This window comes from Robiginitalea rubriflava (genome assembly GCF_052540725.1).
Map to the genome: position 1 here is coordinate 2,600,695 of NZ_CP199309.1, position 23,158 is coordinate 2,623,852.

At 47.3% G+C, this 23,158-nt stretch carries 20 protein-coding genes and 3 tRNA genes; 12 read left to right on the forward strand and 11 right to left on the reverse strand.

Going from position 1 to position 23,158, the window contains the following annotated elements:
- Window positions 1-145 precede the first annotated feature (145 nt).
- Both gyrA and ACT6NU_RS11835 read left to right on the forward strand, forming a co-directional pair.
- Window positions 146-2,677 (forward strand): DNA gyrase subunit A, encoded by a 2,532-nt coding sequence (gene gyrA, locus ACT6NU_RS11830; RefSeq protein WP_445381878.1) that lies wholly within the window; start codon window positions 146-148, stop codon window positions 2,675-2,677.
- Between the two features lie 35 nt (window positions 2,678-2,712).
- Window positions 2,713-3,978: a tetratricopeptide repeat protein gene (locus tag ACT6NU_RS11835; protein WP_445381879.1), complete on the forward strand. Its 1,266-nt coding sequence runs from the start codon at window positions 2,713-2,715 to the stop codon at window positions 3,976-3,978.
- Window positions 3,979-4,030: 52 nt separating this feature from the next.
- Here ACT6NU_RS11835 and ACT6NU_RS11840 read toward each other — a convergent pair whose 3' ends face one another.
- Together ACT6NU_RS11840 and ACT6NU_RS11845 are read right to left on the reverse strand one after the other, a co-directional pair.
- Window positions 4,031-4,783, reverse strand: a complete 753-nt coding sequence (locus tag ACT6NU_RS11840; RefSeq protein WP_445381880.1) for a C40 family peptidase — start codon at window positions 4,781-4,783, stop codon at window positions 4,031-4,033.
- A 15-nt stretch (window positions 4,784-4,798) separates the two neighbouring features.
- Window positions 4,799-5,974, reverse strand: a complete 1,176-nt coding sequence (locus ACT6NU_RS11845) for an acetyl-CoA C-acyltransferase (protein WP_445381881.1) — start codon at window positions 5,972-5,974, stop codon at window positions 4,799-4,801.
- 118 nt (window positions 5,975-6,092) lie between these two features.
- Here ACT6NU_RS11845 and ACT6NU_RS11850 point away from each other — a divergent pair, with 118 nt between their 5' ends.
- From ACT6NU_RS11850 to ACT6NU_RS11860, 3 genes are all read left to right on the forward strand, one after another.
- Window positions 6,093-8,141, forward strand: coding sequence for an HD family phosphohydrolase (locus tag ACT6NU_RS11850; protein WP_445381882.1), 2,049 nt, complete (start codon window positions 6,093-6,095; stop codon window positions 8,139-8,141).
- Window positions 8,142-8,274: 133 nt separating this feature from the next.
- Window positions 8,275-8,361: transfer RNA gene (locus tag ACT6NU_RS11855), tRNA-Ser, on the forward strand.
- Between the two features lie 218 nt (window positions 8,362-8,579).
- Window positions 8,580-8,654: transfer RNA gene (locus ACT6NU_RS11860), tRNA-Pro, on the forward strand.
- A gap of 349 nt (window positions 8,655-9,003) precedes the next feature.
- Here ACT6NU_RS11860 and ACT6NU_RS11865 read toward each other — a convergent pair.
- The 4 genes from ACT6NU_RS11865 to ACT6NU_RS11880 form a co-directional block, all read right to left on the reverse strand.
- The gene (locus ACT6NU_RS11865; RefSeq protein WP_445381883.1) at window positions 9,004-9,264 is read right to left on the reverse strand and encodes a hypothetical protein; all 261 of its coding nucleotides are present in this window, start codon (window positions 9,262-9,264) and stop codon (window positions 9,004-9,006) included.
- Window positions 9,265-9,346: 82 nt separating this feature from the next.
- Window positions 9,347-9,754: an arsenate reductase family protein gene (locus tag ACT6NU_RS11870; protein WP_445381884.1), complete on the reverse strand. Its 408-nt coding sequence runs from the start codon at window positions 9,752-9,754 to the stop codon at window positions 9,347-9,349.
- 66 nt (window positions 9,755-9,820) lie between these two features.
- Window positions 9,821-10,423, reverse strand: coding sequence for a fasciclin domain-containing protein (locus ACT6NU_RS11875; protein WP_445381885.1), 603 nt, complete (start codon window positions 10,421-10,423; stop codon window positions 9,821-9,823).
- A 72-nt stretch (window positions 10,424-10,495) separates the two neighbouring features.
- Window positions 10,496-11,167: an FAD-binding oxidoreductase gene (locus ACT6NU_RS11880; RefSeq protein ID WP_445381886.1), complete on the reverse strand. Its 672-nt coding sequence runs from the start codon at window positions 11,165-11,167 to the stop codon at window positions 10,496-10,498.
- A gap of 188 nt (window positions 11,168-11,355) precedes the next feature.
- Here ACT6NU_RS11880 and ACT6NU_RS11885 point away from each other — a divergent pair, with 188 nt between their 5' ends.
- Window positions 11,356-11,499 carry a hypothetical protein gene (locus tag ACT6NU_RS11885; protein ID WP_445381887.1) on the forward strand — a complete coding sequence of 48 codons (144 nt, stop codon included), beginning with the start codon at window positions 11,356-11,358 and terminating at the stop codon, window positions 11,497-11,499.
- A 16-nt stretch (window positions 11,500-11,515) separates the two neighbouring features.
- Here the strand turns inward: ACT6NU_RS11885 and ACT6NU_RS11890 are convergent, their stop codons facing one another.
- Entirely contained in the window at window positions 11,516-13,948 is a 2,433-nt protein-coding gene (locus tag ACT6NU_RS11890) for a TonB-dependent receptor (protein ID WP_445381888.1), read from the reverse strand.
- A gap of 179 nt (window positions 13,949-14,127) precedes the next feature.
- On the opposite strand from ACT6NU_RS11890, the gene ACT6NU_RS11895 reads away from it, so the two are divergent.
- The 3 genes from ACT6NU_RS11895 to ACT6NU_RS11905 all read left to right on the forward strand — a co-directional run bounded on the left by ACT6NU_RS11895 (window position 14,128) and on the right by ACT6NU_RS11905 (window position 16,834).
- The gene (locus tag ACT6NU_RS11895) at window positions 14,128-14,835 is read left to right on the forward strand and encodes a hypothetical protein (RefSeq protein WP_445381889.1); all 708 of its coding nucleotides are present in this window, start codon (window positions 14,128-14,130) and stop codon (window positions 14,833-14,835) included.
- A gap of 393 nt (window positions 14,836-15,228) precedes the next feature.
- Window positions 15,229-15,717: a pyridoxamine 5'-phosphate oxidase family protein gene (locus ACT6NU_RS11900; protein ID WP_445381890.1), complete on the forward strand. Its 489-nt coding sequence runs from the start codon at window positions 15,229-15,231 to the stop codon at window positions 15,715-15,717.
- A 133-nt stretch (window positions 15,718-15,850) separates the two neighbouring features.
- Window positions 15,851-16,834: an ROK family protein gene (locus tag ACT6NU_RS11905; RefSeq protein WP_445381891.1), complete on the forward strand. Its 984-nt coding sequence runs from the start codon at window positions 15,851-15,853 to the stop codon at window positions 16,832-16,834.
- Between the two features lie 17 nt (window positions 16,835-16,851).
- On the opposite strand, the gene ACT6NU_RS11910 is transcribed toward ACT6NU_RS11905, so the two are convergent.
- The gene (locus tag ACT6NU_RS11910; protein WP_445381892.1) at window positions 16,852-17,616 is read right to left on the reverse strand and encodes an LOG family protein; all 765 of its coding nucleotides are present in this window, start codon (window positions 17,614-17,616) and stop codon (window positions 16,852-16,854) included.
- Between the two features lie 47 nt (window positions 17,617-17,663).
- A complete protein-coding gene (locus tag ACT6NU_RS11915; protein WP_445381893.1) occupies window positions 17,664-18,071 on the reverse strand; it encodes an archease in 408 nt (135 codons plus the stop codon).
- 161 nt (window positions 18,072-18,232) lie between these two features.
- Between ACT6NU_RS11915 and ACT6NU_RS11920 the strand changes: the two genes are divergently transcribed.
- The 3 genes from ACT6NU_RS11920 (at window position 18,233) to acs (ending at window position 22,232) form a co-directional block, all read left to right on the forward strand.
- On the forward strand, window positions 18,233-18,523 hold the full coding sequence (locus ACT6NU_RS11920; RefSeq protein WP_445381894.1) for a DUF4212 domain-containing protein: 291 nt from the start codon (window positions 18,233-18,235) through the stop codon (window positions 18,521-18,523).
- Entirely contained in the window at window positions 18,520-20,244 is a 1,725-nt protein-coding gene (locus ACT6NU_RS11925) for a sodium:solute symporter family protein (protein ID WP_445381895.1), read from the forward strand. Before ACT6NU_RS11920 ends, ACT6NU_RS11925 begins: the two co-directional genes overlap by 4 nt.
- Before the next feature lie 80 nt (window positions 20,245-20,324).
- Window positions 20,325-22,232 (forward strand): acetate--CoA ligase, encoded by a 1,908-nt coding sequence (gene acs / locus ACT6NU_RS11930; protein WP_445381896.1) that lies wholly within the window; start codon window positions 20,325-20,327, stop codon window positions 22,230-22,232.
- 105 nt (window positions 22,233-22,337) lie between these two features.
- On the opposite strand, the gene ACT6NU_RS11935 is transcribed toward acs, so the two are convergent.
- Together ACT6NU_RS11935 and ACT6NU_RS11940 are read right to left on the reverse strand one after the other, a co-directional pair.
- Window positions 22,338-22,766 carry a hypothetical protein gene (locus ACT6NU_RS11935; protein ID WP_445381897.1) on the reverse strand — a complete coding sequence of 143 codons (429 nt, stop codon included), beginning with the start codon at window positions 22,764-22,766 and terminating at the stop codon, window positions 22,338-22,340.
- A gap of 58 nt (window positions 22,767-22,824) precedes the next feature.
- Window positions 22,825-22,898 (reverse strand) — tRNA-Arg (locus ACT6NU_RS11940).
- Window positions 22,899-23,158 lie beyond the last annotated feature (260 nt).

Genomic DNA, 23,158 nt, shown 5'->3' on the forward strand with positions numbered 1-23,158 from the left:
ATTTAACAGGCAATTTATCAACTTGATAACCGGTCAAAAGTGTTGATAAATTCTTTAATAAATGCCGCGGAGTTTGACTCAAAAGCTATGAATTTACGTATATTGGCATGATTTTTTAACCCCAAAAAGCGTTTAAGAATACAAGATGGCGGAAGGAGAAAAATTGATCCCGATCAATATCGAAGATGAAATGAAATCTGCCTACATTGATTATTCAATGTCGGTCATTGTGTCACGTGCCCTGCCGGATGTCAGGGATGGGCTAAAACCGGTTCACCGCAGGGTCCTTTACGGAATGCATGAACTGGGAGTCCGATCTAGCAGCTCACATAAAAAATCGGCCCGTATTGTCGGGGAGGTTCTGGGTAAATACCACCCGCACGGAGACACCTCGGTATACGATACTATGGTGCGGATGGCGCAGGACTGGAGTCTCAGGTACATGTTGATAGACGGGCAGGGGAACTTCGGTTCCGTAGATGGTGACAGCCCGGCGGCTATGCGATATACCGAGGCACGTATGCGCAAGATTGCGGACGACATGCTGGCAGATATCGACAAGGAAACCGTAGACCACCAGCTCAATTTTGACGACTCCCTGCAGGAACCTACCGTACTTCCAACCCGGATCCCAAACCTTTTGGTAAACGGAGCCTCAGGTATTGCTGTTGGGATGGCCACCAATATGCCTCCCCACAACCTCTCCGAAGTGGTAGACGGCACTGTAGCCTTTATTAATAACCGGGACATTGAAATAGATGAGCTCATTGAGCACATCAAAGCGCCTGACTTCCCAACCGGCGGGATCATTTATGGGTACGAGGGCGTAAAGGAAGCCTTCCACACCGGTCGCGGCAGGGTGGTGATGCGTGCAAAAGCCAATTTTGAAGAAGTACAGGGGAAGGAATGTATTGTGGTTACGGAAATCCCTTATCAGATCAACAAGGCGGACATGATCAAAAAGACCGTGGACCTGATAAACGATAAAAAGATCGAAGGGATCGCCAGTATACGGGATGAATCCAACCGGAAGGGGATGCGGGTAGTTTATGTACTCAAGCGGGATGCCATTCCGAATATCGTCCTGAACATGCTGTATAAATATACGGCATTGCAATCTTCTTTCAGTGTAAACAACATTGCTCTGGTAGGCGGACGGCCACAGTTGTTAAACCTCAAGGAGCTGATTACCCACTTCGTAAACCACCGTCACGAAGTAGTGGTAAGGCGCACAACATACGAGCTTAAAAAAGCGGAAGACCGGGCGCATATCCTGGAAGGGCTTATCATCGCATCGGACAATATCGATGAAGTTATACAGATCATCCGGGCCTCTTCAAATGCCGACGAGGCGCGTGAAGGCCTGATCAAACGCTTTGAACTGACAGAAGTTCAGGCCAGGGCCATTGTAGAGATGCGCCTGCGCCAGCTCACCGGCCTAGAACAGGACAAACTGCGCTCTGAATACGAAGAAATCATTAAAACCATCGCAGACCTCAAAGATATCCTGGCCAGTGAAGACCGCCGCATGGAAATCATTAAGGAAGAATTGCTGGAGGTCAAAGAAAAGTACGGGGACGAACGCCGCTCGGAAATCAATTATGCCGGAGGGGATCTCAGTATTGAAGACATGATTCCGGACGAGCAGGTGGTCATCACTATCTCTCATGCCGGATATATCAAAAGGACCCCGCTCACAGAATACAAAACACAGCACAGGGGAGGAGTGGGGCAAAAGGCTTCATCCACAAGGAACGAAGATTTCCTGGAGCACCTATTTGTAGGTACCAACCACCAGTATATGCTGTTTTTTACCCAGCAGGGGCAGTGTTACTGGCTAAGGGTATACGAAATCCCGGAAGGCAGCCGTACCTCTAAAGGCCGGGCCATTCAAAACCTGATCAATATCTCTACAGATGATAAGGTTAAGGCTTTTATATGTACTCAGGACCTAAAGGACGAGGATTACGTAAACAGCCACTACGTGATCATGGCAACCAAAAAAGGGACCGTTAAAAAAACCTCCCTGGAACAATATTCCCGTCCGAGACAAAATGGAATTATTGCCATTAACGTTCGGGAAGGGGATGAATTGCTGGAAGCCAAACTGACGACCGGTTCCAGCCAGATCTTCCTCGGCTTGAAATCCGGGAAGGCAATCCGCTTCGAAGAGGGCAAGACACGGCCTATGGGGCGTAATGCCTCCGGGGTCAGGGGAATAACCCTTGCGGATGATTCAGACGAGGTGATCGGCATGGTTTCCGTGCACAACTTTGACGATGAAATCCTGGTGGTTTCAGAAAATGGTTACGGCAAGCGCTCCAGTATTGAAGACTATCGCATTACCAACCGAGGGGGGAAAGGGGTCAAAACCATTTCTATTACCGAGAAAACGGGCGGACTGGTGGCAATTAAGAACGTAACCGATTCGGATGACCTGATGATTATCAATAAATCCGGAATCGCCATACGAATGAGTGTGGAAGATCTGCGCACCATGGGCAGGGCCACACAGGGGGTTAAATTAATCAACCTTCGTGAAAATGATTCCATTGCTGCAGTAGCCAAGGTCATGAAGGAAGAAGATGACCTGGACGATGCCGAAATATTAAATATGGAGGTAGACACCGAAGATGGCACAGCTATTGATAAGGATAGTCCGGAATCAGAAAAATAAATATTAAAATAGTAATTTTGAATAAACACAATTTCATGAGAACCAGAATGCTACTTTTGGCTGCCTTGTTGATAAGTGCGGTCGGAATTTCACAAAAATCAGAAATAAGGGATGCAGAGAAAGCCCTCAAAGATGGGGATGCGGCGTCAGCCAAAGCAAGCCTAGAGGCCGCGAAGGGGATGATTTCCGGAGCAGATGAAAAACTGCAAGCCCAGTATTATTTTGTCCGCGGACAGGTCTTCACCGACCTTGCCAAAAAGGGAGACGATGCTGCTTTTGATGAAGCGATAGAAGCTTTCCGAAAAGTGGTGGAAGTTGAAGAAGCCAGCGGGAAAGTCCGTTACTCGGATGAAGCCAATGGACAATTGACATCCATGTCTGCAGACCTTGTAAACGCAGCCGTTGAAGACAATAAAAATGAAAACTTCACTGCGGGAGCTCAAAAACTGTACAAAAGTTTCAAGCTGAGCCCAAAGGACACCATGTATTTATACTATGCAGCCAGCAGTGCGGTTAATGGAAGGGATTATGAGTTAGCCCTGAAATATTACAACGAGCTGAAAGATCTCAATTTTGACGGAAGTACAACCGAATACAAGGCGACCAATGTTGAAACCGGAGAGGTTGAAAACCTTGGCAACAAAACGCAGCGGGACCTGATGGTAAAATCAGGAGCTTATACGAATCCGGTCGATGAGAAAACGGAGTCCAAAAAAGCTGAGGTTGTAAGGAATATCGCTTTGATCTATACACAACTCGGTAAAAATGAAGAAGCCCTAACGGCATACAAAGATGCGCGGGCCGACAATCCGGATGATGTAAACCTGGTACTGAATGAAGCTAACCTATATTACCAGATGGGTGATAAGGATACCTTCAAGACACTTATGAACGAGGCAGCTGCCATGGCTCCTGATAATCCTGATCTGCACTATAACATCGGTGTAATCAATATGGAACAGGGAAATCTGGAGGCCGCAAGGGAAGCCTACAAAAAGGCTATCGAAATCAACCCGGGATATGTTAATGCGCAATTGAACTTATCCACCACTTACGTAAACGAGGGCAACAGTTTGATTGACGAAATGAATACTTTGGGAACTTCCCGCGCAGACATCGCCAAATACGATGAGCTGAAAAAGAAAAAGGATGAATTATTTCAGGAAGGAGCGACTGTACTGGAAGCAGCCCTGAAGAACAATCCAGATAACCAGGGAATCCTAAGCCAGCTCAAGAATATCTACGGAGCCTTAGGGGACAATGAGAACTTTATGAGGGTCAAAAAATTACTCGGAGAGTAATTCGAATTCCTTTAGATGATATTTCTAAAAGCCCCGTTAGTCGGGGCTTTTTTTATAGGATTTGTTTAATGACCCTGAGCGGGTGGGTATAATCGCGGAGATCATTGTTAAAAATCCCGGTATGGTCCAGGCGGTCAATCCGCACTTTCCCGTTTACATGTATGATGTAATTATCTTTCATAATGATCCCCACATGGTGGATGTTGCCATCAGGCCCGTCAAAAAAGGCGAGGTCCCCCGGACTGCTTTCTTCAATAAAACTGAGCGCTGTTCCCTGCATGGCCTGTTGTTCCGGCAAACGTTTTAATTCCTGCGCGATACTTTTGTAGACCATCTGGCTGAGACCTGAGGCGTCTATCCCAAAAGGTGACCGACCTCCGGAAAGTTCCGGACTGTTCAGGTAGAGCAGCGCGGTATTTACCAGGTTCTCCCGGGGGTTTCCCCCGGAAAAAACTGCTCCCTCAAATTGATGATTTAATTCTGTGCAATGCGATACGGTTGACCCCATAAGTACCGGGATCAATAAACCTTCTGCATTACAGGCGTGGGCGACCAGGTCTGAGGCGACCCCGGCGTTCTTAACTGTACTGAGATCCTTGTACCGGTCTTCTTCTATAAAATAAAGCTGATCATTGCGGACCCAGCCCTCGGTCTGGTCCAGCTGGCACCGGATACGACTCCAGACCTTACGCGATTCAGGGATTTTATACAATTCCCCATAAAGCAATTGTGATTTCAGGGCACTGTTGGCGTCCGGAGATTCGTAAACCGGAACAATACTCAATGGGCAGATACCGTAGCGCATGCTGGTTATGGGCCTTTAAGGTCGCTCAACTACCATGGCCGAAGCCCCTCCGCCTCCATTGCATATTGCGGCTGCCCCCAGACTGGCATTTTGCTGGTGTAAAATATGGATCAGGGTCACCAGGATGCGCGCCCCGGAACACCCCAGGGGATGCCCAAGGGAAACGGCCCCGCCGTTTACATTGACATTCTCATCGGAAAGCCCGAGTAATTTTATGTTTGCCAGCCCTACTACGCTGAAGGCCTCATTGAATTCATAATAATCAATATGATCCAGGCTCAGTCCTGCCTTGTCCAGTGCAAGGGGAAGAGCCTTGGCCGGAGCGGTTGTAAACCATTTGGGTTCCTGGGCCGCATCGGCGTAACTGCGGATTCTGGCAAGAGGTTCCAGGCCGAGTGCCTTTGCTTTTTCAGCACTCATCAGCACCATGGCAGCAGCTCCGTCATTAATGGTTGAGGCATTGGCTGCCGTAACGGTTCCTGTTTTGGTAAAGGCGGGCCGTAACTGTGGAATCTTATCCATACGAACATTGCGGAACTCTTCGTCTTCACTGACCATAACCGGTTCCCCCCGGCGTTGTGGTACTGCTACGGGAACAACTTCTTGTTTAAACTTCCCGGCTGCCCAGGCAGCTTCGGAACGCTTGTAAGACTGTATGGCATACGCGTCCTGTTCTTCCCTGCTAAAACTGTATTTCTCTGCACAGGCATCTGCGCACACGCCCATGGCCTGCTGGTCATAAACATCAACCAGGCCATCTTTCTGCATTCCGTCCTCCATATTTACCGGACCAAATTTCTGGCCGTTACGCATGTGCACATAATGAGGTATCAGGCTCATGTTTTCCATGCCCCCGGCTACAACGATGGAGCGGTCTCCCAGGGCAATTGCCTGAGCTGCCTGCATGACTGCTTTCATTCCGGATGCGCATACTTTATTTACGGTAGTACAGGGAACTGTATCGGGGATTCCGGCATAAATGGCTGCCTGCCTGGCAGGGGCCTGACCGGCACCGGCCTGTACCACGTGCCCCATCAGCACTTCCTCTACGCTTGAGGGATCCAATCCAATTTTTTCAAGGGCTCCTTTTAGGGCAACTGCACCCAGTTTCGGGGCGGGAACGGTAGACAATGCCCCCATAAAACTACCAATAGGTGTACGTACTGCTGAAACAATAACAACCTCTTTCATTTTATCAGTTTTGGTTGATGCGAAATTACTAAATTAATACTGTATCCCTTTACTTTAAAAAGGCAAAAGCCGTTGTAACCCATGGGTTTTTTCTATTTTTACCCCATACGGATATCTTATGCCAAAGACACTGGATACGCTTTACAGATACCAATCGGTGATTTACAAGTATGTGCTTTACTTTGTCACCATTGGCTGTATTGTATTCTTCTTCCCAAGGGGAGGGAAATTCAAATATGAATTTCAGAAAGGGAAACCCTGGCAATACGAAAACCTGTATGCTCCATTCGATTTTTCGATTAAAAAAACACCCGAGGAACTAAAGGCAGAACGGCAGATCATTGAGGAAAATCAGATTCCCTATTACCGTTATGATACCGAAATTGCTGCTGAGGTAAGGGAAGCCTATGACAATCGTTTTGGGGAATATTTCTCCAGGGAGAACTATTCCAACAGGCAATTAAATCGGATACGGGAAGCCGGAAACCAGATTCTGGACAGTTTATATAAGACCGGATTCTGGAGGGGAAGTACAGTCCCTGATACCAAAGAAGTATTCCTCGTAAAAGATACTGAGGCCCGGCGAATCTTTTTCACCGAAATCAACCGTCTCAACGATCTGGATGGAAGAGTCAGATACTTTGCCCGGAAGACAGGGACCGAAGCTTTTACGGAATCCTTTCAGAAATTGTTTTTCCAGATTGTAATGCCCAATGTTAGCCGCGATGAGCGTCTTTCTGCCATTGAACTCGAAAACGAACAGGCCGGAATTTCCCTTACTCGCGGGAGCGTGGATGAAGGGAAACTGATAATCGCCAAAGGCGAGGTGGTAGAGGCTGAAAATCTGAAGATCCTGGAATCCCTCAAGTCCGAATACGAATCCGAACTCTGGGCTGCGGGGAACTATTATTTTATCTTGTTCGGCTATACCATCCTGGTGGCACTGGTGCTGATGATGTTGCTCTTGTTTCTTAAACGATACCGGCCGGAGGTCTACCGGAACAATGTGCGGGTCACCTTTATCTTTTTCAACATACTCTTGATGGTCTTCGTTACCACCCTGGTGGTTAAGTATAATGAAGCCCTGGTTTTTGTAGTACCGCTCTGTATTTTACCCCTTATCCTAAAAACCTTCTTTGACGCCCGCCTGGGGCTCTTTGTACATGTACTCACCGTGCTGATCCTGGGGTTTGTGGTTCCCAACAGTTTCGAATATATCTTTTTACAGATCATCGCAGGGATTGTGACCATTCTCACCGTCTCCGAATTGTACAAAAGGGCCAACCTTTTTATCTCGGTGGGGCAGATCACCCTTATCTATATTGTGGGGTATTTTGCCTTTCATATCATACACGAGGGGAATCTGGAAAATGTGATCTGGGTCAATTTTGGCTTTTTCCTGCTCAATGGTATGATTACCCTGTTCGCCCAACCCCTTATTTATATTTATGAAAAGATGTTCGGGATGGTTTCGGATGTTTCCCTGCTGGAACTTTCCGATACAAACTCCCGCTTGCTAAAGGAAATGTCAAACAAGGCCCCGGGTACTTTTAACCATTCCCTGCAGGTAGCCAACCTTGCCGAGGCAGCGGCCAATGAAATTGGGGCGAATGCCATGCTAGTGAGGGTAGGGGCCCTTTACCACGATATCGGGAAGATGAGCAACCCGACCTATTTTACAGAAAACCAAACTACCAATGTAAACCCGCATGACGACCTGGACCCTTATTCCAGCGCCGAAATCATTGTAAAGCACGTTATTGAGGGGATTGAAATGGCCCGCAAGAATAACCTGCCCGATCGGGTAATCGATTTTATCCGTACCCACCACGGAACTACGCGGGTGTATTATTTCTATAAAAAAGCCAAGGAAGCAGACGGCGAGAATGTGGATGAAAAACACTTCCGTTACCCCGGGCCCATCCCATTTTCAAAGGAAACGGCCATACTGATGATGGCAGATTCTGTGGAGGCGGCTTCCAAAAGCCTGGTTAACCCCACCTTTAATATCATCAATGATTTTGTGGACAAGATCATTGGCGGGCAGATGCAGGGCGGGCAATTCCTTAACGCCAATATCACCTTTAAGGAAATTGAGACCGTGAAGAAAGTACTCAAGCAACGCCTCACAAATATTTACCATCTCAGGGTGGAATATCCGGAATAAACTACCTAAGGTTTGGGGCTTCTTTTTTAAGGATTAAAAAAACTTATAAAAAGTTGCTTCCCTGATTCTGAAAAACTACATTTGCATCCGCAATTGCCCCACGGAAAAATGGGGATGTTCTTTGCAAGAAATTGGAGAGGTGCCGGAGTGGTAACGGAGCAGATTGCTAATCTGTCGACGGGTAACCGTCGCCTGGGTTCGAGTCCCAGTCTCTCCGCCATAGACCCTTATAAAGGGCTTCGGCGATTAATTCCCGCCGAGATATAAAATAATCCCATACTCCTTGGAATTTGGGATCTGGAATTTGGGATCTGGAATTTGGAAGTTCTTCTCTGCTACTGGCAGAGTCAAAGGTTTGAGCTTAGAGGTAATAACGCCAGCGCACCGCCTGGCTCCTCGCTAAAAGCGCTCCACTGGAGCCCTTTTGATCGCTCGGCCCGGGGTGTAGCGTAGCCCGGTTATCGCGCCTGCTTTGGGAGCAGGAGGCCGCAGGTTCGAATCCTGCCACCCCGACGAAAAAAACCCTGACGACAAAGTCGTCGGGGTTTTTTCATTCCTGGAGCCATCGAAGCTGGCTTCAGGATGGCGGAAGGAATGAAAAACCGACTTCTGCCGAAAGGCAGAAGTAAGGGTTTTTTTCAGTCTCCCCCCCACTCAGGATCACGCCGCAGGCGTAATCCTGTGAGTTCCATCCTGATAGTTATCCGGACCAAATACCAAATTCCAAATTTCTTTTAGAAAAAGGATAACTTGCCGAAAGGCAGAAGTAAGGGTTTTTTTCAGTCTCCCCCCCACTCAGGATCACGCCGCAGGCGTAATCCTGTGAGTTCCATCCTGATAGTTATCGGGACCAAATTCCAAGTTATTGTAGCTGTGCTACATCAATACCAACAGATATAAGCGCTGTGGAGGGTTTGTTCCAGTCACCAACAAAAAGGTCACGATTTAGAAGCGGTGTAATACTGGCCAGCGCACCGGCTGGCCCCTCACTAAAAGCGCTCCGCCGGAGCCCTTTTGGCCGTTCGGTCCGGATCATGCCGCAGGCGTAATCCTGATCCCGATAGTTATCCGGACTAAACAGTAAATCAATTCTGTTCAGTTCTATCCCTAATAAAAAATGCACCTGAAAAGGTGCACCCTGTATAATTTAAAATATTGAACTAAATGATTATTTCGATCAGTAGTGCAGATTGTTTCCTTTGCCGTTACTCACGGGAATCGTTTTGACTCTCCGGCCTTGCAGCGACAAATTCTATAAGGTCTTTAGGGGATTTAAAATACATGCTTTTGTCTCCTTCAATTATAATGGTACCCATAATGATCTGTGGCGACTTAGCCAGTACATCCAGCCAGTCTTGCAGGGATAGGTCTACCTTTTTTCCGTTCTTGTCTTGAAGGAGTTCATGATTGTGGTCTACAATCTTACTGGGGTGTAGATCCAGGTCATCCAAAATTTCTGCCCACTGCCGTTGCGTAAGAGAATCTTTTGTAAGGTCCACAAACAAAACGCGTTTTTGTATGGAAGATAGGTAGGTTTTGGCCTCCCGGTCATTCGGATCCTTGGAATTCATATAAACCTTCAATAGCCTTTTGTCACTCGATATTCCGTTCATGATTTAAATTTTTTTAATTAGGATCAATTTATTCAGCTTCCATTGCTGCGGGTCTCAATTGACCTTTTAATATTTAGATGCTACTACGGTTGTTTCAGACGAAATCTTGAGGTTGGGACGCATCACACGGTCAATCGTAAAAACAATTCCATTGGAGCCTCTGATGCTGCTTTCGCCAATATAGGAAATACCGGTTTTTTCATCTAAAATCTTCAGTTTTCCGTTTTCCAGGCTGATAGCCAGGAAACCACCATTCAGAGTTTGCAGCTGAAGGGGATCTCCTTCTATACTCAGAAAGCTATAGAGGTTATCGGCATCCAGTTCAGACTGGACAAAGTGATATTTGAGGATTTCAGTCAGCCTGGGCAGGTTTTCGGGCCTGCTGAGCTCATTGATCATTTCAAGACCGGGTCCAAAGGCTTCATCTGTCGGGACAAAGACCATAACATTATTCATTTCCCTTATCTCGTCAAAATAGGAGGCAGCGTTTACCAGCTTTAGGAAACTGTTGTATTCAGGGCTTTGGTCCAGGATTTCCATTACCGTCCGGTCAAAATCCACATCGGTGAAATAAGACTGGTTGGCCGGGATTTCTCCGGTTGGGGTTTTCCGGTCTTTGCAGCCAATAATAATCGGCAACAGCAAAAAGCAATACAGTATCTTTTTCATTTCGTTTTCTGAATTTTTTTAATCAAAACTTCCTCTCTGAAAGTTTTAGAGTATACAATCGGCTCTTTAGGTTTATTCTTCTGTTATTAAATGTGCCTCGCTTAGCCCCATGGCAAATAAGTCCGCAGTTACAGCCTCCGCCATGGCAGGCGGGCCGCAGAGGTATACGAAGTCTGAAGTATTCAGCTCATATTTTTCGAGAAGTTCGCGGTTGATGTGTCCTTTTTCTGCTGAGGCGGTATCCTCCTCGGAAAGTATGTTGACATAGTCATCCCCCAGCCAGCTTTTTAAATTTTCTTGAAGGATAATATCCTCTGAGGTCTTGTTGGCAAATAACAGGCGGTTCCCGTCTATTTCACCTTTGCGGTTCAGGTCTTTCAGGATGGCTATAAAAGGCGTTATCCCCGCTCCGCCTGCAATAAATGTTCCGGGGCCTTTGTAATTGATGGCTCCCCAGGCGTTTTCAATAAGCAAAGAATCACCCACCTTCACTGTGGTGAGTTCATCTGTTAATCCGTCATGGGTGGGATATATCTTTATAGTAAACTCCAATTCGGCATCTTCCGGCAGGCTGGTAAAGGTAAACGGCCTTTTCTCTTCTCTCAGGCCTTCCCTGTCTATGGCCATCATAGTGGCCTGTCCGGGTGTAAAGGAATATGCCTTAGGTTTATCAGTGGTGAATTGAAGCACATCATGTGTTATGGAAACGATCTTCCTGATCGTGATACGGTGTTCTGATTTCATATAATTATTTCTTTTTTCAATTATGAGGGGATCGATGATAGATAGTTCGATCCGTGTTATTTTCTTTCTCTATTTAGGATACTAAAAAGCAGGCAGGGCACGAAAGATTTGAAGGCATTTATAAAATGTTTAACGTTCTAGGATAAAAATTAAACAAAAAGTGTAACTTTAATGGAAAATCATATAAGATGAAAAAGAGAAAAGACTTTCGCAGCCAGTTACCACTGGCCGACATGCACGCAGACGGTGTACGCTTTGATCCAAAAATTTTACAGGCCTTAAAAAAACAACAGGCCGGTCAGCAGCAAGGGAATCAACAGGCCTCCCTGTAAATCCTAAATTACCTGATTACGGCTTGAACACCAGCCGGGTGCTGCCTATGGCCCCGGTTTCAGTGACCGTGCTGACCTTTATCTCCAACTGTTCCAGGGCTACGGGAGAATCGATTTCTACGATGGCCTCTCCGTTGGCGTCCGTTTGCAGATCCGGATTCCAGAAAAGGGTGGCCGGTCGCCCCTCGTATCTTCGGGGTTTTTTCGATAACTGTTCCGCATAGGATTCAAAACCTTCAGATTGATGGTAGCCTTGAAATAACAGTCCTCCCTCTTTTCGGTTCGTATAGTCAAATTCGGACCCGTTGCGGGTATAGAGTAAAATCACACCCTCTCCGGCCCGGCTGCCGTAAATGGCTCCTTCCGCAGGTCGTAACACTTCAATGCGGTCAATATTCAACATAGTGATCCCCCAGGTGGGGTCCAGGCCGGGGGAGTTCCCAACAATGAATCCATCTATAACCCATAGCGGGCCGGGAGCATCCAGTGCGCTGGACAGAAATGGAGTGTCCCCCCTTCCACCCGGGCTATTGGTAGCACTGGCCAGGGAGCCCGTAAAGGCAAGACTATTTTCGGACATGCTCACCCCGGGAATTTGATTGAATAGCTGCCAGACAAATTTAGGTTTTTCGTTATCTTGTATGGCATAGCGTTTCCCGGTTGCTTCCAATCCGTAGGTGGGTTCTATCGGGCGCTTTCTCTCTGTTTTTTTATCGCTGACCTCCACAGGCTCCAGTTCTATAAGATTATCTGCTTTAAAAGGCTCCCAGGGAGAGGGCCTTGTTGCTATTCCAGGTCTGGGATTGGTATCAACTATTGCAGCGGATTCTTTTTGAGTACCTCCAGAAGTCTTTTCCGTAGCAGATTTTTGCTGAATAGGCTTCAATTTTACCAATCTTGACTCTGTAGATTCTCCCTCTGTCCGGAAAACGAGTTCTGTATCGCCTACTATGTCCAGCCCTTCGAGGCGTAAAAGACCTGTTGCATCTGTTTGTACTTCTTTGAGGGTTAGCTCCTCGCTCTGTGTACTTAGCACTTGTATTTTGGTATTTTTCAGGAGATTGTTGTTCAGGTCATAGGCATATCCAAAAAGGTCCAGGCCTTTTTGAAAAGGATATTTGATTTGTTGCTTCGGGACAATATTCTGCACATCTGTGCCGCCCGAAATCAAAACTTGTATATCCCTTTCAAAGCGTTTCTTTCGCTCCGGGGACCACCCGGCCTGTTGCAGGAAATCATTATCCCAGCCCGAAATTGTTAATATACCCGTTAAACTAACTGCACTCAGGGAAAAGCTGGTCTGCATGGGCTTCCCCTGCGCATCGCTTACCATCACTTTAAAACGCCTGCTGTCCTCCCCTCCGGCAAATTCCAGGGGTTGGATGCGGATGTTAAGCTGTTCTTTCCTTTCAATAAGCACGGGCCGGCTGGCCATAATATTTCCCAAGGCATCCTCAAGGGCAATTTTCATGGTGCCACTCGGGAAGGCTTCCTTGGCGATTTCGAATTGACAGGAATTATCTTCCAGCAGTACTTCCTGTCTAAAATAGGCGATTCCATTCAGGTAGCCGGTAACCCACAGGGGGCTGCCAGACCGGGTCTGGTTTGCCTGGATCCGAATTCGTAACCACTCTGCATCCAGGTTATTGGCCTGCACCAAATAACCATTCGGTTGTATTACAGGCAACTCGTATGTAGCACCATCACGGGTTTTGAGTTGATATTGCCTGCCTGAAGAAGGTGTAAACAGCACAGATGCAACCCCATTTCCAAAGCTGGTAATCGGATACGCTTCTCCGTTTGTGGATACGATCGTCCCTTCTAATTCCAGCGGTTTCCCTTCCCTGTTAAGGCTTTTCAGGTAAAGCCGGTTCTGCAAGCCGTTTACAAGATACCCGCTTTCGGGGAAGAAGTTCACCTGCCTGTATGCAATTTCCGGTTCTGCGCCTGTATTATCTTCTATTTCACCTACCGTGAGATCGGTGGAAAAGTAGGATTCCGGCCCGTAATTCTGCATCCAGCGGGTATAGGCCTGAAGGGTGTAGGTGCCTTCCTTCAATTTTTTGGAAACCTCAAAGGTCCCGGAAGTCATGCCGTCCTCTATTTTGTGGTACTGGGTAGACACTATTTGATTATCTGAATCCAGCAACTCCATCTTAAGCACCTTGCTTAAAGTAGCCCGTACACGGTTTGGGCCGGTAAGGGTATATGCCTTAAAGAATAACGGGTCTCCCGGGTTACAGACGGATTTGTCCAGGTGGAGCAATATTTGTTCCTGCCAGGTAATCAGCGAATCGCGGTCGGTTTGTTGCTCCGAATCCTCCAAATTATTTTCAAACAGCTGTTTCCAACCCGAAGTTTTGGGCTCGGCCTGTTGGGCCATAAGTCCGGAAATACTTATGGAGAAACCGAGAAAGACTATAATAACTACCAGTATGTTTATTTTCATAGTAAATCCATAAGTATATAATAGTAATACTTTCAATTTTATTAAAGATACTATCAAAAGAATTAAGCCTAGGCGAACTTGTCTTAACTTTAACATCCCGCATCCTTCGCAGTACGTAATTTACAAAGCTGAACTTTCCGGGTGATCATTATACCATATGAAAACGAATTATACCGCACATGTTTAATAAACTATTTAAAATATTTGGATGGACCGCACTTACAATCCTCTTGCTTTCGCTGGCTACCTATCTTATTTTTAATGAACAGCTTCCCGAAGGCGAACCATCCCAAAAAGCAGATACCCTAGCCAGGCGAATGCTTAAAGCCGTGAACCATGAAGCTTACAGGAATACCCGCTTTTTGGAATGGACTTTTTCTGGTGTACACCACTACCGCTGGGATAAGACAAAGGGAACGGTTGCCGTAGAATGGGGAGAAAACAAAGTGTTGCTGCATTTAAACCAACCCGGCGCAAGTGAAGTTTATATTGCAGGAGAACTAAAGGAAGGGTCAGAACGGACTGAATTGGTAGAGAAGGCAACAGATTATTTCAACAATGATTCCTTCTGGCTGGTAGCCCCCCACAAGGTATTTGACCCGGGCACTGAAAGGCGGCTGGTCCGGTTGGAAAACGGAGAGGAGGGCTTGATGGTTACCTACACCTCAGGCGGCAGCACTCCCGGGGACTCCTACCTATGGCTGCTGGATGAAAATGGCCTTCCCCGGGCCTTTAAAATGTGGGTGGGTATCCTTCCGATCGGAGGAATTGAAGCGAGCTGGGATGATTGGCTGACCACAGAATCGGGCACGCTTTTACCCAGGAGCCACAAGGTCTGGTTCGTGGAGATTGAAATGGGGAATGTACGAGGGTGGAATTCCCGCTAAGCCTGAATTCCGACAGATCACCCTTTGGTTTGCAGACTTGACCGTCAAAGGGATATATAAATAAAGAGACCGGATCAGTGAGGCGACCCGGTCTCTTCCTGAAGGGTCTGAACTTGTTAAATTTCGATTTGTAACAGCCTTTAGTAGTAAACCAAGGCTTTATAAACAGAAATTCCCCAATCTCAAACCGTCCTGAAAACAATATCCCCTGCGAAACATTGCTTTCTGATGCCGTAACAGGACAGTACCTGATTACAGCGTTTCAAAAATACTATACTGTTTGCCCTCCTAAAATGACCTGCGTCAGTTTGGGAGGATCCTTTCTTCCTGATCAATGTCATATAAATTTCCCCTGCTTCAAACTACCTTAGAGCGGAACTAATACGAGTACTTATGAAAGGCAAGGCAGAATTATCGGATGATTTGATCCTGGAGTTAACTGAAGATCAGCTAATTGATGTGCTGGAAAATAATTGCATCGGATCCCTGGCATTTATAGCCCACAGTATGCCCTACGTGCTCCCGGTTACCTACTTCTATTGCCGGGAGGAGAACTGCATCGTAAGTTACTCAATGGAAGGCCATAAAATCGCTGCGCTGAGGGAAAATCCTCAGGTCGCCCTCGGGGTTTATGAACTGGATTCGGTAAATGAATGGCGCTCTGTACTGGTACACGGCACTTATGAAGAGTTACATCAGATAGATGCAAAACAGTATCTGCACAGGTTTGCTGAGGGGGTCCGGAATATTCTAAAAGACGCCGATGCCTCCGAACCCAGGTTTATAAAGGATTTTTCCAGCCGTGCCAACAGCGAAGGACTGCCCGTGGTATACCGTATCAAAATTAGTGAATGGTCCGGAAAATGCAGAAGGAATGAATGAGTTTGGCTTGTACTGACATATCCAATGGTATCCCTAATTTGCAGGGCTTCGCGTTTTTTTTTCCTAATTTCAACTTTTACTTCCAGCGCAAGCTTTAGATGCAGCAGATTTTCTAATTTATAATATATAAATCATGCCAAAAGAAGCAGACACAATACCCAATTCTGAGGTATTGGCTATCGATATCGGGGGTACTTTCGTTAAAATTGGACTGGTAAGTTCAAAGGGGGATATCCGGGAAGTGAAGGTGCTTAAATCGCAAGCAAATGATCCGTATTCAATATTTAAAAAACGCTTGTCTAATCATCTGCAGCTATACAGGGAAATAACAGACAAAAATCCGCCCCTTGCGATTGGGGTAGGGGCCCCTAATGCCAGCAGTCGTGAAGGTAGCATGATCAACCCCCCTAATTTTAAGTGGGGCTCCAGGGTGCCGCTGCTTGCCACTATCAGGTCGCTTTGGGATTTGCCCGTTTTTTTAACCAATGATGCCAACGCCGCAGCGCTGGGCGAAAGGAGGTTCGGGGCTGCCAGGGGGATGCGCAATTTTGTAATGTTGACCCTGGGTACCGGGCTGGGAAGTGGTATAATCAGCCATGGGCAGCTGCTCACTGGCCACAATGAAATGGCGGGCGAAATCGGCCACATTAATGTATATCCTAAAGGAAGGCAATGTAATTGCGGCCTTAAAGGTTGCCTGGAAACCTATGCTTCCGTGACCGGGATAAGGCGAACCGTTTTTGAGTTACTCGCCCGGGATAATGCGGATTCTGTCCTTAGATCATACGCCTTTGAGGAATTAGACGGAAAAATCATTTCAGAAGCAGCCTTGAATGGCGATGCCATTGCCCAGGAGGCCTTCACTTATACCGGCACGGTTTTGGGATTGAAAATGGCAGATACAGCCGCACATCTGGATCCGGAAGCTTTTATTATTTCCGGGGGGCTGAGCAAGGCAGGGAATCTTTTGCTGGACCCGGTGAGAAAAAGCCTGGAAGCCTCCCTCTTTCCCGTATACCGGGGTAAAATAAAGGTATTATTATCTTCCTACAGCAGCGCAGAAGCGGTCCTGGGGCCTGCTGCCCTGGCCTGGGATCATCTGGAACAAAATGGCTGACAGGCTTTAAAAGGGTTCTAGGGTCTGTTAGTTTTTGGCTCTCCCAGAAACCAGTAAGACTTACGCGGTTTACGAACCAGTCCGAATTTTTCCACAGCGCATTTTTCGAGATGTTGTTGCATCTCAGATACGGAGTCCGTAAGGAATAACAGGTCCAGATCGGATTTGGAAATGGTTCCACTGGCCGCCATCAAATGCAAATGCTCATATAATTCCCGGTGGTATTCCTTCCCAAAAAGGATCACTGGGAAATTCTGAATCATTTGAGTCTGGATAAGCGTCAGGGACTCAAAGAGTTCATCCAGGGTGCCCATTCCTCCGGGCATGACAACAAAGGCATAGGAATACTTCAGCAAGATGAATTTACGGATAAAGAAATAGGGGATGTTGATCCATTTATGTAAATACGGATTGGGGTTTTGCTCTTTTGGCAGGATGATGTTGCATCCGACAGAGAGGCCATTATTTTCAAAGGCTCCCCTGTTGGCAGCCTCCATAATTCCGGGACCGCCCCCGGTCATTACCGTAAAACCAATTTCTGTAAGGGCCTTGCCCACTTCCACCGCCTGTTGGTAATAGGGGTTATCCTCTTTAAAACGGGCAGAGCCGAACACCGTTACACAGGGTCCGATAAAGTGCAATTTTCGAAAAGCCCTGATAAAATGGTACTGCACCTTAAAGGTGAACCAAAGTTCATGCAAGCGGTTTCGGGGGCCCTCAAGGAAGGGTTGATCTTCTGCAAGGGCATATCTTACAGGTTTTTTCTTGCGGGATTCTGCCATTGATAACGCTTTTTCTGTAACAGAAAGATACAGCAATCCAGCTTATCTTATACTTCAAAAACCAGTCCTGCCTGGTATTGTTCCGTTCCCGTGGCTCTTGTTGTGGATTTACATTTAACGGAATACACCTCTGTTTCCAGGTTTTGGTACCACCTTCCGTAAATATGGGCAATAAGCGTTTCGGCCTCCAGTTCATCAAAAATAATATAACAGAAAACGGCCCTTTGGATATAGGTTTGTGCAAGTACCTCAGAGAGAAAATCCTCCATCAGTCCCTGGCTGTTTTCAGCCCTCAATTGAACCCTCAGGCAGCAATCCGAATGCCTTTTTTGCTCGCATAAGTCAGGGTGTAAAATCCCGTTCATGCTGTTCAGCGCCTTTGAAAACAACTCTTCCAGGCTGTAAGCCTGTACCCAGCGATTTAATTTGGAACCATGTTTAAAAATAACGGGCATGTTCATTGTTTTATTCTGATATGATTGAATTCTCAACCTAAAGACGAAGTTCTTTATTTTTTAAATCCCCCGAACTGATTTGGATCATTAGAGGCAAATAAGGTTTCCTTCTTGTATGAACCGTTGAATTCCCTATTTTTATCTACCAGCAGATCGCTCCCATGGAAGTAGGACATAAAAAAGCCAGGGCTTACTGGAAGGCAAACCTGAAGATTGTCGGAATCCTTCTGGCGATATGGTTTCTGTGCTCCTATGGCGCCGGGATTCTTTTTAAGGATTGGCTCAATCAATTTACCCTGGGCGGCTTTAAGCTGGGGTTCTGGTTTGCCCAGCAAGGTGCTATTTACATTTTTGTGCTCCTCATTTTTGTTTACATCCTTTTGATGAACCGTTTGGATACCCGCTATGGGTTTAATCCCCCGGAATCTGAATCACATACCCCCGGCTCGTGAGCGTACAAACCTGGACCTATATTTTGGTTGGGATAACCTTCCTGCTCTACATTGGGATCGCCATTTGGTCCAGGGCAGCTTCCACAAAAGATTTTTATGTTGCTGGAGGCGGTGTTTCGCCTTTTGCTAACGGGATGGCCACCGCGGCCGACTGGATGTCTGCAGCTTCATTTATTTCAATGGCCGGGATCATTGCTTTTGCGGGCTATGACGGCTCGGTTTACCTGATGGGCTGGACGGGGGGCTATGTACTGCTGGCCTTGCTTTTAGCACCCTACCTGCGCAAATTTGGAAAATTTACAGTTCCCGATTTTATCGGAGGGCGATACTACTCCAAAACGGCTCGGATTGTGGCAGTGATCTGCGCACTAATGGTATCGTTTACCTATGTAGCCGGGCAGATGCGTGGCGTAGGCGTGGTTTTCTCCCGCTTCCTGGAGGTAGATATTACTCTGGGTGTGATCATCGGGATGGTAATCGTACTTTTTTACGCGGTCCTGGGCGGGATGAAGGGCATCACCTATACACAGGTAGCCCAATACTGTGTCCTGATATTTGCCTTTATGGTGCCTGCCATTTTTATTTCCATACAGATGACCGGACACTTTATCCCGCAACTCGGGATGGGGGGGACCCTCAATGACGGGTCCGGAACTTTTTTATTGGAGAAACTGGACGGGCTTTCAGAAGAACTGGGCTTTTCTGCCTATACCGATGGAAGCAAAGCTATGACGGATGTTTTTGCCATTACCCTGGCCCTGATGGCCGGGACCGCAGGCCTCCCGCATGTAATTATCCGTTTTTTCACGGTCAAACGCGTCCGGGATGCCCGCAAATCTGCCGGCCTGGCCCTGCTCTTTATCGCAATACTCTATACTACCGCCCCGGCTGTGGCAGTTTTTGCAAAAACAAACCTGATCCGCACCGTCAGCGAACAGCCCTACGACCAGATGCCAGAGTGGTTTAAGAATTGGGAAAATACAGGCCTCCTCCAGTATGAGGATAAGAATGGGGATGGGAAAATACAGTACCTGGCAGACCGCAACCGCAATGAATTATATGTTGACCGGGATATAATGGTGCTGGCCAACCCCGAGATCGCGCGCCTGCCCGCCTGGGTAGTTGCCCTGGTCGCGGCCGGGGGCCTGGCGGCGGCACTTTCAACGGCAGCTGGGCTGTTGCTGGTGATTTCCTCATCCATCTCGCACGACCTGATTAAAAGCGTTTTCCGACCGGATATCACAGAAAAACAGGAATTATGGGTTGCCCGCCTGGCGGCTACTTTTGCCGTAGTGGTTGCAGGTTATTTTGGGATCAATCCGCCGGGCTTTGTAGCCGCGGTGGTGGCCCTGGCCTTCGGGTTGGCCGCTGCCTCTTTCTTTCCGGCCATATTGCTGGGGATTTTCTATAAAAAAATGAGCAGTAAAGGGGCCATTGCCGGGATGGTTTCGGGGGTGAGCCTGATGAGCTACTATATCCTGAAATTTAAATTCGGGGTTTTTGACGGCGGACAGGAGTTTGCAGGGGCTTTGGAGAGCCAATGGTGGTTTGGTATTTCGCCGGAAGGTTTTGGTTCGGTAGCCATGCTATTTAATTTTGCCGTTGCATTGATTGTAAATGCCTTTAGCAGCCCACCACCGGAGGAGATACAGCAGATGGTGGAGGAAATCCGTATCCCGGATCACGACTTTGACAATCCATCTCCGCCACTGGCGGAATGACAATTTTAGCAATCTTTTGTTACCTTTAATAGCCTGCATTCGGGGCAGTCAGCCCTGACAAGAATATTTAAACTACTGAAATGAGTAATTACCATATCAAACATCTGGAGGAATATTTCCAGGTGTATCGCAAATCGGTACGGGATCCCGAAAGCTTCTGGGAGGAAATTGCCGAAGAGCATTTTATCTGGCGTAAAAAGTGGGACAGGGTGCTGCGCTGGGATTTCAGCAAACCGGAAGTGGCCTGGTTTGAAGGCGCCCGGCTGAATATCACGGAAAACTGCCTGGACCGCCACCTAACCACCCGGGGCGATAAAACCGCTATCCTTTTTGAGCCAAACGACCCCGCTGAAAAATCCCGGCATATTTCTTACCTCGAATTACACGAGCAGGTTTGTCGCATGGCCAATGTCCTTAAGGATCAGGGGGTTGGGAAGGGAGACCGGGTTTGTATTTATCTTCCCATGATCCCGGAACTCGCTATCTCCGTACTTGCCTGTGCCCGTATCGGGGCCATTCATTCAGTGGTTTTTGCAGGGTTCTCCGCTGCAGCGCTGTCAACAAGGATCAATGATGCCGAATGTAAAATGGTCATTACCTCAGACGGTTCCTTCAGGGGAAATAAAGTCCTGGACTTAAAGAGCATTGTAGATGCGGCCCTGGAAGATTCACCCTGTGTAGAAAGGGTCCTGGTGGTCAAACGAACCGGGGCTGATATAGAGATGCAACCCAAGCGGGACTTATGGCTGCAGCCCCTGGTGGATAAGGCAGCCACCAGTTGTGATGCTGAAATAATGGATGCAGAGGACCCGTTGTTTATCCTCTATACGTCAGGGTCTACCGGGAAACCCAAGGGGATGGTGCACAGCTCCGGAGGGTATATGGTGTATACGGCCTATACGTTTAAGAACATCTTTCAGTACCGGGAAAACGACATTTACTGGTGTACCGCAGACATTGGCTGGATTACCGGCCACTCCTACATTGTTTATGGGCCCCTTGCCAACGGGGCGACCACCCTGATGTTTGAAGGGGTGCCATCCTATCCGGATTTCGGCCGCTTCTGGGAGGTGGTACAAAAGCATAAGGTCAATCAATTTTATACGGCTCCCACTGCCATCCGGGCCCTGGCCAAAGAGAGCCTGGATTATGTGGAAAAGTTCGATCTCTCTTCCTTAAAAGTGCTGGGTACCGTTGGGGAACCCATAAATGAAGAGGCCTGGCACTGGTATAACAATAATATCGGGAAAAAGAAAAGCCCGATTGTGGATACCTGGTGGCAAACGGAAACAGGCGGGATCATGATCAGCCCTATCCCCTTCGTGACCCCGACCACCCCCACTTACGCCACACTTCCTTTTATCGGGATACAACCGGCCCTGATGGATGAAGAGGGTCAGGAAATTGCAGGAAATCAGGTTTCCGGACGGCTTTGCATTAAATTTCCCTGGCCATCCATGGCCCGGACCATTTGGGGAAACCACCAGCGCTACAAGGACACCTACTTTTCTGCCTTTGCAAATAAATACTTTACAGGAGATGGGGCTTTGCGGGATGCCGTTGGCTATTATCGGATCACGGGCAGGGTAGACGATGTGATCATTGTTTCCGGACACAACCTGGGTACTGCTCCCATTGAAGACTCCATCAATGAGCACCCGGCGGTGGCCGAATCTGCTATAGTTGGTTTCCCTCACGAGATCAAGGGTAATGCCCTTTATGGCTTCGTAATCCTGAAAGAAACCGGAGAGGGCCGGGATAGGAATAACCTGCGCAAGGAAATCAACCAGCAGATCACCGAACAGATAGGGCCCATTGCCAAACTCGATAAAATACAGTTTGTTCCTGGCCTGCCCAAAACCCGATCGGGTAAAATCATGCGCCGCATCCTTCGGAAAATTGCCTCCGGGGATGCGAAAGACCTGGGCGATATCAGCACACTGCTGAATCCGGAAGTAGTGGAGGAGATAAAGAAAGAAGTTTTGTAGCCTTTCTGATATTTTCGCTAATGGCGGTGATCCCTGGGTGCTGTAACATGAAAAAGAATTCATATCACCCGGGAAAACTTGGATTTTGGGATTTGGTCCCGATACCTATCGGGATGGAATTTGGGATTTCTCCAGGATTACCTGACGGTGATCCTTTACGTTCCCGCCTGAAAATACCAACCCTGCACTGCCAAAGGCAGTGCGGCTTTTTGTTTTCCCTCGCAGGGACAATTTGGTACTTGGAATTTGGTCCCGATAACTATCGGGATGTAATTTTTCCAGGATTACCTGGCGGTGATCCTTTGCGTTCCCGCCTGAAAATACCAACCCTGCACTGCCAAAGGCAGTGCGGCTTTTTGTTTTCCCTCGCAGGGACAATTTGGTACTTGGAATTTGGTCCCGATAACTATCGGGATGTAATTTTTCCAGGATTACCTGACGGTGATCCTTTGCGTTCCCGCCTGAAAATACCAACCCTGCACTGCCAAAGGCAGTGCGGTTTTGTTTTCCCTCCATACTTACAAATGCAAGCATTTGACGTATTTCAGAAAAACAAAACCCCGCAACAAAATTGCGGGGTTGGCGCTTTAAGTGATCGCGCCAGGATTCGAACCTGGGACCGTCTGCTTAGAAGGCAGATGCTCTATCCAGCTGAGCTACGCGACCGTAATTAAAATCATTGACAATTTAGAATAATTAAAATTGCCAAATTTTCGGCAAAACTAAGAAAACTTAATTCAATTTATGGTATTCTGATTGAATTAATAGATGCCTTTCTTGGGTTACTGCTGTGACAGACACATTTGGTGCTAAGCAGCTCATTTGAAATCACATATTGCCATAGCTGTGAATCAATGTTAATTTTCAAAAAAAATAAGGTGCACTCCGCTTATATATGTCAAAAAACTCATAAATTAATAGGAATT

What these genes read in the sequence shown, in the direction of transcription:
- ACT6NU_RS11935 (WP_445381897.1), bottom strand. Translation starts at nt 22,766, where the DNA reads ATGCTTGCATTTGTAAGTATGGAGGGAAAACAAAACCGCACTGCCTTT.
- ACT6NU_RS11880 (WP_445381886.1), bottom strand. Translation starts at nt 11,167, where the DNA reads ATGAAATCAGAACACCGTATCACGATCAGGAAGATCGTTTCCATAACA.
- ACT6NU_RS11890 (WP_445381888.1), bottom strand. Translation starts at nt 13,948, where the DNA reads ATGAAAATAAACATACTGGTAGTTATTATAGTCTTTCTCGGTTTCTCC.
- gyrA (WP_445381878.1), top strand. Translation starts at nt 146, where the DNA reads ATGGCGGAAGGAGAAAAATTGATCCCGATCAATATCGAAGATGAAATG.
- ACT6NU_RS11850 (WP_445381882.1), top strand. Translation starts at nt 6,093, where the DNA reads ATGCCAAAGACACTGGATACGCTTTACAGATACCAATCGGTGATTTAC.
- ACT6NU_RS11885 (WP_445381887.1), top strand. Translation starts at nt 11,356, where the DNA reads ATGAAAAAGAGAAAAGACTTTCGCAGCCAGTTACCACTGGCCGACATG.
- ACT6NU_RS11870 (WP_445381884.1), bottom strand. Translation starts at nt 9,754, where the DNA reads ATGAACGGAATATCGAGTGACAAAAGGCTATTGAAGGTTTATATGAAT.
- ACT6NU_RS11845 (WP_445381881.1), bottom strand. Translation starts at nt 5,974, where the DNA reads ATGAAAGAGGTTGTTATTGTTTCAGCAGTACGTACACCTATTGGTAGT.
- ACT6NU_RS11835 (WP_445381879.1), top strand. Translation starts at nt 2,713, where the DNA reads ATGAGAACCAGAATGCTACTTTTGGCTGCCTTGTTGATAAGTGCGGTC.
- ACT6NU_RS11920 (WP_445381894.1), top strand. Translation starts at nt 18,233, where the DNA reads ATGGAAGTAGGACATAAAAAAGCCAGGGCTTACTGGAAGGCAAACCTG.
- ACT6NU_RS11915 (WP_445381893.1), bottom strand. Translation starts at nt 18,071, where the DNA reads ATGCCCGTTATTTTTAAACATGGTTCCAAATTAAATCGCTGGGTACAG.
- ACT6NU_RS11905 (WP_445381891.1), top strand. Translation starts at nt 15,851, where the DNA reads ATGCCAAAAGAAGCAGACACAATACCCAATTCTGAGGTATTGGCTATC.
- ACT6NU_RS11900 (WP_445381890.1), top strand. Translation starts at nt 15,229, where the DNA reads ATGAAAGGCAAGGCAGAATTATCGGATGATTTGATCCTGGAGTTAACT.
- ACT6NU_RS11910 (WP_445381892.1), bottom strand. Translation starts at nt 17,616, where the DNA reads ATGGCAGAATCCCGCAAGAAAAAACCTGTAAGATATGCCCTTGCAGAA.
- ACT6NU_RS11840 (WP_445381880.1), bottom strand. Translation starts at nt 4,783, where the DNA reads ATGCGCTACGGTATCTGCCCATTGAGTATTGTTCCGGTTTACGAATCT.
- ACT6NU_RS11875 (WP_445381885.1), bottom strand. Translation starts at nt 10,423, where the DNA reads ATGAAAAAGATACTGTATTGCTTTTTGCTGTTGCCGATTATTATTGGC.
- ACT6NU_RS11895 (WP_445381889.1), top strand. Translation starts at nt 14,128, where the DNA reads ATGTTTAATAAACTATTTAAAATATTTGGATGGACCGCACTTACAATC.
- acs (WP_445381896.1), top strand. Translation starts at nt 20,325, where the DNA reads ATGAGTAATTACCATATCAAACATCTGGAGGAATATTTCCAGGTGTAT.